This window comes from Rhodanobacter sp. Col0626 (assembly GCF_049994385.1).
Lineage (GTDB): Bacteria > Pseudomonadota > Gammaproteobacteria > Xanthomonadales > Rhodanobacteraceae > Rhodanobacter.
Genome location: NZ_CP188260.1, coordinates 2,048,189 through 2,060,588, shown reverse-complemented (window position 1 = coordinate 2,060,588; position 12,400 = coordinate 2,048,189). Strand labels below are relative to the sequence as shown.

11 protein-coding genes are annotated in these 12,400 nt (G+C 62.2%); 10 read left to right on the top strand and 1 reads right to left on the bottom strand.

Annotation, left to right across the window (positions count from 1 at the left end; genetic code table 11):
* Positions 1 to 518: 518 nt before the first annotated feature.
* Positions 519 to 1,343, top strand: a complete 825-nt coding sequence (locus ACPPVV_RS08705) for an alpha/beta fold hydrolase (RefSeq protein WP_426703200.1) — start codon at positions 519 to 521, stop codon at positions 1,341 to 1,343.
* A gap of 195 nt (positions 1,344 to 1,538) precedes the next feature.
* Here ACPPVV_RS08705 and ACPPVV_RS08700 read toward each other — a convergent pair whose 3' ends face one another.
* The gene (locus ACPPVV_RS08700; RefSeq protein ID WP_426703055.1) at positions 1,539 to 2,753 is read right to left on the bottom strand and encodes an ATP-binding protein; all 1,215 of its coding nucleotides are present in this window, start codon (positions 2,751 to 2,753) and stop codon (positions 1,539 to 1,541) included.
* Positions 2,754 to 3,262: 509 nt separating this feature from the next.
* Between ACPPVV_RS08700 and ACPPVV_RS08695 the strand changes: the two genes are divergently transcribed.
* The 9 genes from ACPPVV_RS08695 (at position 3,263) to ACPPVV_RS08655 (ending at position 12,375) form a co-directional block, all read left to right on the top strand.
* Positions 3,263 to 4,030: an SDR family oxidoreductase gene (locus tag ACPPVV_RS08695; protein ID WP_426703054.1), complete on the top strand. Its 768-nt coding sequence runs from the start codon at positions 3,263 to 3,265 to the stop codon at positions 4,028 to 4,030.
* On the top strand, positions 4,030 to 4,647 hold the full coding sequence (locus ACPPVV_RS08690) for a glutathione S-transferase family protein (RefSeq protein ID WP_426703053.1): 618 nt from the start codon (positions 4,030 to 4,032) through the stop codon (positions 4,645 to 4,647). Before ACPPVV_RS08695 ends, ACPPVV_RS08690 begins: the two co-directional genes overlap by 1 nt.
* 716 nt (positions 4,648 to 5,363) lie before the next feature.
* Positions 5,364 to 5,693: a hypothetical protein gene (locus tag ACPPVV_RS08685; RefSeq protein ID WP_426703052.1), complete on the top strand. Its 330-nt coding sequence runs from the start codon at positions 5,364 to 5,366 to the stop codon at positions 5,691 to 5,693.
* Positions 5,694 to 5,740: 47 nt separating this feature from the next.
* A complete protein-coding gene (locus ACPPVV_RS08680) occupies positions 5,741 to 6,013 on the top strand; it encodes a DUF2384 domain-containing protein (RefSeq protein WP_426703051.1) in 273 nt (90 codons plus the stop codon).
* A 135-nt stretch (positions 6,014 to 6,148) separates the two neighbouring features.
* A complete protein-coding gene (locus tag ACPPVV_RS08675) occupies positions 6,149 to 6,721 on the top strand; it encodes a YceI family protein (RefSeq protein WP_426703050.1) in 573 nt (190 codons plus the stop codon).
* A 34-nt stretch (positions 6,722 to 6,755) separates the two neighbouring features.
* Positions 6,756 to 8,246: an amidase gene (locus ACPPVV_RS08670; protein ID WP_426703049.1), complete on the top strand. Its 1,491-nt coding sequence runs from the start codon at positions 6,756 to 6,758 to the stop codon at positions 8,244 to 8,246.
* Positions 8,247 to 8,342: 96 nt separating this feature from the next.
* Complete coding sequence (locus ACPPVV_RS08665; RefSeq protein ID WP_426703048.1) at positions 8,343 to 9,641, top strand: cytochrome b; 1,299 nt, start codon at positions 8,343 to 8,345, stop codon at positions 9,639 to 9,641.
* 97 nt (positions 9,642 to 9,738) lie between these two features.
* The gene (locus ACPPVV_RS08660; protein WP_426703047.1) at positions 9,739 to 10,755 is read left to right on the top strand and encodes an acyltransferase family protein; all 1,017 of its coding nucleotides are present in this window, start codon (positions 9,739 to 9,741) and stop codon (positions 10,753 to 10,755) included.
* 324 nt (positions 10,756 to 11,079) lie between these two features.
* On the top strand, positions 11,080 to 12,375 hold the full coding sequence (locus ACPPVV_RS08655) for a tannase/feruloyl esterase family alpha/beta hydrolase (protein ID WP_426703046.1): 1,296 nt from the start codon (positions 11,080 to 11,082) through the stop codon (positions 12,373 to 12,375).
* Positions 12,376 to 12,400 lie beyond the last annotated feature (25 nt).

The following is a 12,400-nucleotide window of genomic DNA, read 5'->3' as shown; positions in this document are numbered from 1 at the left end:
GCTGCCCAGACGCCATGTGGCGCAGACGCAGTGACGATAGCCGTCCATTCGCGCTTCGTCCCATCGTTGTTCCACACCGGCAGTTCCTGGCGAGCCCGATCACCTTCATCAATGCCCGGGTTCCGGATTTTTGCAGTACCCATCCCTCCGCAGGGATTGGTGCGCGTTCGACAACACGTTGGGCACCTGGATATCTCTACCGCTGACAAGCGTCCAATCCTAGGCTTGGTTCGGCACTCGGCCACGCGCATTGATGTCCACCAGCGAATGGGCTCGAGTGCATCCGGCAGTCGTGACGCCATGGCGAGAACGACAGACGGCTACCTCTTCCGGCATTCACCAAAGCGAGTACTGCGATGCATCACCCAGACGATATGGCACCTGCCGATCCACGCCGTCGACAGCTGATGGTTGCCGGCCTGATGGCCGCAGCGGCGACTTCCCTTCCGATGATCCTGCCCACCACCGCCCAGGCGGCGACGGCACGGCACCTTCCCACCCGACAGAGAAACCAGAACATGAACTCGATCACCACGAAAGACGGTACTGAAATCTTCTACAAGGACTGGGGCTCGGGCCAACCCGTCGTGTTCCATCACGGCTGGCCGCTTTCCAGCGATGACTGGGATACCCAAATGCTGTTCTTCCTCGACCAGGGCTATCGCGTCGTCGCCCACGATCGCCGCGGCCATGGCCGATCGTCGCAAGGCAGCACTGGCCACGACATGGATCATTACGCCGCGGATGCCGCTGCGGTGGTCGCGCACCTTGATCTGCGCGACGCCATCCATGTTGGCCACTCCACCGGCGGCGGCGAAGCAGCACGATATGTTGCCCGTCACGGAGCCGGTCGGGTTGCCAAGCTGGTGCTGATGAACGCGGTGCCTCCGCTTATGCTGAAGACTCCCGGCAATCCTGGCGGCCTGCCGCGGGAGGTCTTTGATGGCTTGCGCAATGCGTTGGCCACCAACCGGTCCCAGTTCTATCAGGACCTTGCTTCGGGCCCGTTCTACGGTTTCAACCGTCCGGGTGTCAAGACGATCCAGGGTAGCGTCGACAACTGGTGGCGCCAGGGCATGATGGGCGGCGCAAAAGCGCATTACGACGGCATCAAGGCTTTCTCCGAAACCGACTTCACCGACGACCTCAAGGCCATCGACGTGCCTACACTGGTGATGCATGGCGACGACGACCAGGTGGTTCCGGTCGCCGACTCGGCACCGCTCTCGGCGAAGCTGCTGAAGCACGCCACGCTGAAGATCTACCCGGGGTATCCGCATGGGATGTTTGCGGTCCATCCGGACGTCATCAATCGTGATTTGCTGGCTTTCTTCCGTAGCTGAGCGCCGTTCCTGAGAACGCCGAGTGACCCAACGCATGCCGGCCGCGCTGCCGGAAAGCGCGACTGGCGCGCTGCGTGTCAGGCATCAACGGTTGCCTGTCCCACGTGCCACCGATTCATGAAATGCCGCCGGAATCCGGCGGCATTTCATTTTGTTTCGATGGCAGAACGCGCCGTTCCAACCATGTAACCACCGTCAGACAACATGACTCCGCACTGCCATCCGATCTGCCAACATCGATGCCCGCATCTCCATGGAATTATTGGTGGACATCGGCAATGGCGCAACCGCGCTGCGTAACGTGGCGGAGCGCGAGCCTGACGCGGGGCTCAGGACCGGAAGCCATACCGTAAAAAGCGCCCCACACCCTGCGCCCTTCGACTGGACATCCACCCCGCCACCATGGGCTTTCGCCAGTTCCTGCACCAGCGCCAGCCCAATGCCCATGCCGGGATGACCAACCGGTTCCACTCGTCGCTCCTGGCCAAACATCCGAAACACATGCGGCAGGAACTCCGCGGAGATGCCGCAGCCGTCATCGGCGATCGACACCGTGGCAAACCCATCGATACCAGCAACCCGTACCGCGATGCGCCCACCGTGGCCACTGAACTTCACCGCGTTGTTCAGCAGGTTCGACAACATCTGCTCCAGCCGCACCGGATCAGCCATGCACCAGCGACGGGCCGACACATCCACGTCGACGCGCAGTTCCCGATCCGGCGCACCGATGGCCACATCGGAGGCAATCGAACGGACGATCTCGTCGAGATCCACCATGGCGAGATCCAGGCGCAGCTTGCCGGTGCGCATCCGCGAAAGATCGTGCAGATCGTCGATGATCCGCGCCTGCCTCCGAATCGAACCGCGCATCGCATCGCCATGAATCAACGCACCCTGGACATCCAGATCGGCCGTCTTCTCCAGCAGTCGCTCGAGGTTCAACAGCAGCGCCGTGAGCGGTTGCTTCAGCTCGTGCGACATCATGGCGAGGCAGCGATCCTTTGCGCCGTCAGCGACAAGCGCCTGCTCCAACTTCGCCTGCTGCTCGCGCAGACGCTGTTCGAATACCCGCCGCTGTTCGCGCTCCGGGCTCGCGTCACGCACCAACCACACGCGCGTACCGTTCAGCGATACAAGCCTGCTTCTGCAACAGACCCGCCTGCCGCTCTTGTGCCGGTAGCAGCGTTCTTTCTCGATCGAATCGCGCTCGTCCGGAAAATACGCGGAAACCTCTGTGTCAGACGATTCCACAACGGGGCATTCGATGTCGGCCATCGTCCGGCCAATCATTTCGCATTCGTGGTAGCCAAACAGACGCTGCGCACCGAGGTTCCACGCAGCGATCCTGTCGCCCTCCGCCGCAATGATGATCGCCAGGTCGTCAATGGCGGCGGCAACGTGGTCCAACGAAACCAGGCGCGCGCCTGACTCCTCATGCACCGCGCATGAGCCAGGGAACGGTGAATTCATGAGTGGCCCCTTGAAGAAGTACCGAGGTGCTTCGCGCCGATGATCTAAGCGGCGTGAATCCAGGCACGGAAGCCGCATGGTAAGAACGGGACGAGGGGGCAAGTAGATAGCGCAGGCAGGTCACCATGTTGTGCGCCCGACAACAATGACGCTTCGGTGTTGGCGCTTGCGCTCGCATCATTCCACGCGATACGGGCACGCGGCGATCCGGCAGGTCACTATCGACTGATCGGGCATCGACGCTTTGCGCAACGACCATTGGTGCCTTCGGGGCAACAGTGTGAGGCCATCGACAGGCCTACTCGCATGAGCGTGACAAACCTAGGATTCGGATGTGCCGTGCAACGTCGTCGGCGCAAGTCATTCGCACGTGGCCGCAACGCAGAATTGCCGCCACGTCAGATCCGATCGGCATGGAAGCCGCTTCAACCAAGCAGAGGTCAATCATGAAAATCCTTGTCATCGGCGGTACCGGACTCATCGGCAGCAAGACTGTCGCCCACCTGCGCGAACACGGTCACGAGGTGAATGCCGCCTCCCCCGCATCGGGTGTCAACACCATCACGGGCGAAGGGCTGGACGCCGCCATGGCGGGTACCGACGTCGTCATCGACGTCGCCAACTCCCCCTCTTTTGAAGACAAGGCCGTGCTGGAGTTCTTCGAGACATCCGGTCGCAATCTGTTTGCGGCAGAACGCAAGGCCGGCGTAAAGCACCATGTCGCCTTGTCGGTCGTTGGCACCGACCGCCTGGCAGCCAGCGGCTATTTCCGAGGCAAGATTGCGCAGGAAAAACTGATCCGCGAATCCGGCGTGCCCTATACCATCGTCCATTCGACGCAGTTCTTCGAATTTCTCAATGGCATCGTGAAAGCCAGCGCCAATGGTGAGGCGATTCATTTGTCGACCGCCTCGATCCAGCCCATCGCCTCCGATGACGTGGCCAGGGTGGTGGCGAAGGTGTCTGTATCCACCCCAGTCAACGGCATCGTCGAGATCGCCGGCCCCGACACGTTCCCCCTCTCGGGACTGGTGCAGAAGTTCCTGAAGGTCATCGGTGATCCGCGCGACGTCGTGGCGGATGAGCACGCGCTCTATTTCGGTGCCGAACTGCAGCAGGACACCTTGCTGCCCGGATCCAATGCGCATCTTGGCACGCTGAGTTTCCCGACATGGGTGGAACAATCCGGGCTGGCCAAGGCGGAAGCCGCTTGATGAAGCTCTATTACGTGCCCGGTGCCTGTTCGCTGGCGGATCACATCGTACTCGAGTGGGTCGGTGCTCCGTATGAGGCGACGCGGATGAGCTACAAGGACATCAAGTCCGCGAACTATCTCGCCATCAACCCCGGCGGCATGGTTCCGCTGCTGGAGCACGGCGATTTGAAGCTGACCGAGAATGCCGCGATTCTGGGCTATCTAGCGGATCTATATCCCGAGGCTGGGCTGTTGGGCGATGGCAGCCCGCGTGCACGTGCCGAGGTCTCGCGCTGGCTGGCCTTTTTGAACTCCGACGTCCACTACGCGTTCAAGCCTATCTTCAGTCCGCGGCGCTTCATTGACGATCAGTCGCTCGCGGATGTCGTGAGCGACACCGCCCGCCTCCATGCGCGCAAACTCTTCGAGCGGCTGGATGCTCGGCTGGAAGGGCGTGACTGGCTGACCGGGGCAAGGTCGGTCGCCGATCCGTATCTGTTTGTGGTCCTGCGTTGGGCCGATGCAAAGCAGGTGGATCTGCAGGGAATGGACAATCTCGCCCGCTTCAAATCGCGCATGGACGCTGATGAAGGCGTACGCAAGGCGCTGCAGGCAGAGGAAGGCGTTCCGGTCTGAAGCCTCACGTGAACCCGAAAAAACGGGCGTGCATTGCACGCCCGTTTTTTCGGAATTTGCAGCACCTTCCCGCGGCGAAGGCTGGCATGTGGCACGGACACGAATCCTTGCAAAGTTGCCCTTCGCCTCACCTCGCTGGTGGTCCGTAGCGGATCGCAGGCTTCCGAGAGGCCTGGAAAAAAACACGGCCAGGGCAAGAAGCCCGCGGCTGGTCTGTTGTCGCCACGGCAACACGGCGCGGTCTTTGGCGGATCTACCGCTGCTGATCGTCTCAATCAAGAATTGAAACGCTTCTCCTTCATGGCAACGAAGATGACGGGTGTCAGCTCGTCGAGGCGGCTGTCATGGGTCGTGCACTTTCCACCCGTTCGTGCACGGGACAAACCCACGTTGGCGCGGTGTCCCCGCGGAGTACCAATCAGCCACACGGCGACACCATGAACGAGAAGCTCCCATGCGCCAGGAAAGCTGGCACCGATATCTCAACACGCTGATCGTCCACCGTCGCGCTGTCGGATCGACCTGGCGTCAAGGAACCTTGATCGTGACCATGCGTTCATCCAGCCCGAGCATCCGCGCCACTGCGGCGCCATGTCTGGCCCTGGCATCCGGAGCGGCAAACCGGAGCGCAGATTACCGAAAGCGCTGTCTATTCGATCAGCCGTCCAAAAATCTCCGCAGGTTGGATCCCTCGTTCTCCGCAGGAGGTCGTCACCATGCTTGAAGTCACATCGTCCCGTCGCCAGGCCATCCCTTCGCTACGCTCGTTGATCGATGCAGCCTATCTTGCCGATCCGCTGGATCAGCTGATCGCGCCCGTTGGCGAGTGGAGCTACAGCACCACGTTCAACCTGATACCAGCGGCCCTGGCGGTGCTGCGGGAGGCTGCCAGTATCGAGCCAGACCCACCCACCTTGATGGCCTGGTATCGGCAGACGCCGATCGCGGAGCTGGGCCATCTCACCGCGGAACAATTGGTGGCGCTGAGCCGGACTGAAGTCGTCATCGTCTTTCTTCGGTCTGTCCGCAATGGCGCTCGCGACTGATTGCCCGTCACGCCACCCCATCATCCATCACGTAACGGAAGAATGCGATGCGTTCATCAGCCACGAAATTCCATAACATCGCCAGCGACCTCGCCCAGCTGACGGCGCGGCGCGAAGCACTGGTATCCAACGCGTTCGAAGCACTAGAGGTTCGTCACCCCGTGCTCGCCAGCGAGGTCAAGGAATACATCGGCAGCAGGCAGCGCGCGGCTCACTGGATGTGCGCTCCCCAGCGCGCCAGCGGCGGGAAAATCCCGTACGACCTGCTGGCCGAGGGCGACGAAGACAGCCTGTGGGATCTGCTGGAAGGCATCGGCTGAATAGAGGGTGCGGCGCAGTCGATCGGCCATTGTTGCGCGGCCGGCAACACACTGGGCCTTGCGACGAATCTACCGCTCGCGGTCCGCCACGGCCAGCATTCATGCCCATACCGCAACGACCTCCTGGCTCACCTCATGACCCCGACCACCATCCACGCCATCAACTCGGACCCGACCGCGATCCGGCCCGGGGACTACATTCCCGATCCCCTGCACTCGCACGTTCTGTTCGAGGTATCGCACTTCGGGCTCTCGACCTACATCGGCGAGTTCACCGAACTCACGGGAACGCTCCGTCTCGACCCCGCCAGGTTCGCCGACGCACGACTGAAGGTCACGGTGCCGGTAGCCAGCGTCCGCACGAGCAGCAGCGTGCTGGACGAAGAGCTCAAGGGACCACGCTGGCTCGATGGCGAAACCTATCCGGCCGTCACCTTCGAGGCGGTTTCCGTCGAACCGCGGATGGACGGCTCACTGCTGGTGAGCGGCCATCTTTCGTTGCACGGGATCACCCGCGAGGTGGCGCTGGTCGCGCGTTTTCATGGCAGTGGCATCAACCCGGTGAAACAGGCCTATACGGTTGGCTTCGACGTGAGCGGATCCATTCGTCGCAGTGACTTCGGCGTGAGCGCCAGCCTGCCGCTGATTGGCGATGAATTGAAGCTCGTGATCAGCGTGGCATTCGAACTTCAAGAGCCGCTGGCCTGAGCGGCTTGCGCCACGCTGACGAGAGGACAACGAGATGGATCAGCACGACCTGGGAGAATTGTCCGCGGCCGCAACGGCGCGTCTGGTTAAAACAGGCGAGGTACGCCCGACCGAAGTGGTCGACGCCGCCATTGCGCGCATCGAGGCACGCAATCCCTCACTGAATGCATTGGTCTACACCGACTTCGAGCATGCACGACAGGCCGCGCGAAATCTTGAACGACGCATGTCGGCCGGCGAGGATGTGGGCGCCCTGGCGGCGGTGCCGACCGCGATGAAGGATCTGTTTGGCGAATATCCCGACTGGCCATCGACGATGGGTGGCATACCGGCACTCAGGAATCATCGTGCGAAAGCCACCAGTCTCTATCCGGAACGCATGCAGCGTGCCGGCGCGATCATGATCGGCACAACCAACAGCCCGGCACTCGGTTTCCGCGGAACATGCGACAACGACCTGTTCGGCCCGACACGCAATCCGTTTGACATGGCCTTCAACAGCGGCGGTTCGTCCGGCGGCAGTGCGGCGGTTGTAGCCGATGGCATCCTGCCGGTGGCCGGGGCGAATGACGGCGGTGGCTCCGCGGGCATCGCCGCTGCCTGGTGCGGCGTCTATGGCTTCCAGCCGTCGCACGGGCTGATCCCACGGAGCGGCGGCGCGCATGACATCGGGCACCTGTCGCCCTATACCAACGACAGCCTGCTGTCTCGTACGGTCGAGGATGCCGCACTCGTGCTCGACGCACTTGCACACCAGGGCCAGGCGAGCGCAGCGGGAGACGCCGCATCGATGAACTGGCTGGCGCAAACAGGACGCTCCATCGCCGGCATGAAGATCGGACTGTGGATGAACCTCGGGGTCTTTCCGGTCGATTCGAGAATCGCCGAGCTGATCAAGCATGCAGCGATCGTCTTCGAAGGCCTTGGCGCCGACGTGAAAGTGATCGACTTTACCCTGCCCCAATCGCAGCAGGAGCTTTCGGCCATTTGGTGCCGATTGATGGGCTCGCGCATGCTGGCTACGGCCGAGGGTTTCCGAGCAGCAGGCATTGACCTGCTCGGTGATGACAACCCGCTGCCGGTTCCCGTGCGCACCTGGATCGAACGTGCCCGCGGCATGTCGCTTGCCGAAATGCATGCTGCAGAGGCCGCGCGAACCTCCATCCGGCAAACATTCGATGCAGCGTTCGGGCAAGTCGACCTGATACTGGCACCCACGGTCGGCAGCTTTCCCGTGCGCAACGCGGCGCGCGGCCAGACGTTCGGACCGGATGACGTCGAGGCGGAGGCGGTCGATCCCCTGATCGGCTGGGCGTTGAGCTATCTCATCAACTTCACCGGCCATCCTGTCGCCTTCGTACCCGCCGGAGCCTGGGACGACGTGCCGGTCGGCATGCAGCTCATCGGTCGCCCTGGCGGCGACGGCGATGTGCTGGCAGCAAGTGCCGCTTTCGAGCTGGCTCAGCCATGGGCATCGCGCTATCGCATCCCGCGGCGGCGTCCACTGGACCAGACGCATGCTTGAGCATCGTCAATCGACAGATGATCGCCACGTGGTCGCCGTCCGGCTGAGCGCGTCCGATCGGCCAGCCCATTCACCTTCCGGGGAGGCATAACCACCATGAACATCATCGCGCATGTTGCCACCTGGATCGATGAGCGTGCACCGGGTCTGCAGGCCATGTACCGCAAGCACATGAGCGAGTACTACGTGCCGAAGAACCTCAATCTCTGGTACTACTTCGGCGTGTTGAACATCGTGTTGCTGGCCAACCAGATCGTGACCGGCATCTTCCTTGCGATGAACTACAACCCCAGCGTGGCGCACGCGTTCGACTCGGTGCAATACATCATGCGTGACGTGGAATGGGGTTGGCTGATTCGCTACATGCACTCCACCGGGGCATCGCTGTTCTTCGTCACCGTGTACCTGCACATGTTCCGCGGCATCATGTACGGCTCGTACAAGAAGCCGCGTGAACTGGTCTGGTTGCTCGGCTCGGTCATCTTCCTGGCACTGATGGCCGAGGCTTTCATGGGCTACGTGCTGCCCTGGGGCAACATGTCGTTCTGGGGCGCCAAGGTGATCATTTCCCTGTTCGGCACGGTTCCTTACGTCGGTGATTCGCTGGTGCGGTGGATCATGGGCGACTTCCTTCCTGGCGACGCCACGCTCAATCGCTTTTTCGCCCTGCACGTCATCGCGGTGCCGATCACCCTGCTGTTGCTGGTGGTACTGCACATCGCCGCGCTGCACGAAGTGGGTTCGAGCAACCCTGAAGGCATCGACGTCAAGCACGGGCCGAAAGGCAATCGCTGGGGCAAGAACGTGCCGGTGGATACCATTCCGTTCCATCCCTACGATACGGTGGAGGACATCTTCAGCGTCGCCTTTTTCCTGATGGTCGCGGCCTTCATCGTGTTCTTTGCGCCGACCATGGGCGGGTGGTTTCTCGAACACGACAACTTCGTGCCGGCCAACAACCTGGCGACACCGACGCACATCAAGCCCAGTTGGTACTTCACGCCGTTCTACGCGATCTTGCGCATGACTCCCTCATTCTGGGGTACCGCATTCTGGGGTGTGCTGGGGATGTTCAGCGCCATCATCCTGCTGCCGCTGTTGCCTTGGATCGATCGAGGCAAGGTTCGCTCGGTTCGCTATCGCGGCCATGGTTTTCGGATGGCTCTTGTCGTACTCGCCTGTTCGTTCATCGGCCTTGGATTGAGCGGTGCCGGCGTGACCGCCGAGCTGATCCAGTCCTGGTTTCCGCAGGCGGATGTCACCGCCTGGGACAACGCGTTTGGACGGCTGATGGTGCTGGGCTACTTCGGCTTCTTCGTGTTCCTGTGGATCTATACCCACTTTGGCCTGGAAAAGACCCGCCCGGTACCGGATCGACTTCCGCCCGAAGATTGAGCGGACGGATGCCCCGACGATGTGGTTACATGGCGCCTTCGCAGGTCACCCGTCACTTCGCCGTCCAGCCGTCCCTTTCCCATTGGCGCAATCAGTCATGCCATACAATCCGGCCTTCGATGGCCTGCGGGCACTTTCGATTCTTGCCGTCGTCTTTTTCCATTGCGAGACGCCGTGGAGCGGCGGTGGCTCCATCGGTGTGGATGTGTTCTTTGTCCTGTCCGGCTACCTCATCACCTCGCTGCTGGTAGCGGAACACGTCAGCGGCGGCATCCAGACTGGCCGGTTCTACGCCAGGCGTGCACTGAGACTCTACCCGACGCTGTTGCTCCTGATTGCGGCTTACGTCGTGCTCGCGCCCATGCTCTGGCCAATGGAAAACCGATGGCTGTACGCCGCGCTTGGCGCGTTCTACCTCATCGACTACTCGCTGGCTTTCTGGGGGGGATCGACGGCGCTCGGGCACACCTGGTCGCTGGGCGTGGAGGAGAAATTCTATCTGCTGTGGCCCCTGCTGCTGCCCTTCCTCCTGCGCGTACGACGGCCGATCGCGTGGCTACTCGTGGCCTTCGTCTTCATCACGGGCTGGCGCTACTTCGTGGCGCTGAGATGGGGCTGGCTCCAGGCTTATTTCCCGTTCGACACGCGCATGAGCGGCATCGTGCTCGGCGCGGTGGCGGCCCTTGCCCGGCTCAAGATTTCAAGGCCGGCCGCGATGATCGCCGGCGCCGCACTGACCATTTGCTTCGCTGTGCCGCTGATGCCGTCGTTGCCCTGGTATCTTTCCACCGAGGCAGTGACGCTGGAGATCACGCTGGCAGAAATCTCCGCTTTCATGGTGATCAGCTATCTGGCAGAGCACGGGAACAACAGGTTCCTGGCGTCACGACCCATGGTCTACATCGGCAGACTGTCTTACGGCATCTACATCTGGCATTTCCCTGCCGTTCTTCTGATTCGCGATACCCATCATCAGCCTTGGTGGATCACGCTGTCGATCGTGCTCCCCTTTTCGCTCGTCATGGCGATGCTCTGCCTGCATCTGGTGGACATGCCCATCAGGCGATGGCGCAAGAAGGCGTTGCCGCAACGCTGCCAAGCGGTGGCCACGTGACCGTACGCCGCCGCCAGATCACCCATCCATGACCACACCAAGGAGACCCGCGTGAACCGTCGCCACCATGCTTGCGGAATTATCATCAGCGCCGCACTGGCGATCCTGCATTTTTCGAATGCCCGCGCAGCGGAATGCGAGAACCTCAAGAATTTCCACCTGCCCCATACCAGGATCACGCTCGCCGAGGTGGTCACGGCTGGCGCATTCACACCGGGCCCAACTTCGCCGCAAACTGACGATTACTCGCGCCTGCCCTCCTTCTGCCGCGTGGCCGGCACCAGCCAGCCCACACCCGACTCGGATATCCGTTTCGAAATCTGGATGCCGGCCTCCGGCTGGAACGGCAAGTTCGTCGGCGTCGGCAACGGCGCGTGGGCTGGCTCGATCACCTACGCGGCCATGATCGACCCGCTATCGAAGGGTTACGCGACGGCGGCGACCGATGACGGGCACCAGGGCAGTCAGCTCGACGCCGGCTTTGCCGCAGGGCATCCTGAAAAGTTCATCGATTTCAGTTACCGCGGGCCTCATGAGATGACGGTAGCCGCCAAAGCGGTCATCCAGGCGTTCTACGGCAGGATGACGGACCGCTCGCTGTTCGTGAGCTGTTCCACCGGTGGTCGCCAGGCCTTGATGGAAGCCCATCGCTACCCGAACGACTACGACGGCATCTCGGCGATGGCACCGGCCAACCCGACCGTTGGCCTCATGGTCGGCTCGTTGTGGACCAGCTCCGCCACCGCGAAGGAGGCCGCGAGCCGGATTTCGCCAGCGACGTTCGACCTCGTGCACAAAGCCGTGCTGGCGGCCTGCGATGCTGACGACGGCGTGCGCGACGGCATGATTTCCGCGCCGAACCGTTGCCACTTTGATCCGGCGGTACTTCAATGCAAACGCACGGGCCCTGGAGCCGGCACCACCGACTGCCTGACGGCACCACAGGTCACGGCACTACGCGCGATTTACCAGGGGCCGCGCAATCCGCGCACGGGCAAGCCGATCTTTCCCGGCTTCGAGCCTGGCAGTGAAAACATGTTCTCGATCCAGGCCTCCGGCTCCGGGCCCATTGTGCCGGTAGCCAGCTATTTCCGGGACCTCGTCTTCAACGATCCGCAGTGGGATTTTCGCCACTTCGACTACGACAAGGATGTCAGCCGCGCGCTGGCCGCGCACAGTCGATTCGTGGACGTTCCGCCAACCGGCCTCGGCAACTATGTCGCCAGTGGCCGCAAGCTGCTCATGTCGCACGGCTGGGCCGATCCTCTCGTTCCGCCGATGACGAGCGTCGACTTCTACCGGGCGCTGACCGCGCGACTCGGGGCGAAGGAGGCTGCCAACGCTCGCCTCTTCATGATCCCCGGCATGGCGCATTGCACAGGAGGCGACGGCCCGTTCGTGTTCGATGTGATCGCGGCCCTCGACCAATGGGTTGCGACGGGGCGCGCGCCCGAGCGCATCGTCGTGAGCAATCCGCCCAACGCCCCTGCCCGCACGCGGCCGATATGCCCGTACCCGCAGGAGGCCGTGTATTCCGGCGCCGGCAGCACGGATGACGAGAAGAATTTTCGTTGCGAGGCGTTGAAGCGCCAGCCCCTGCATCCGGTCAACGGGGCGTAGCAACGCGATCCGCACCATTTCGGCA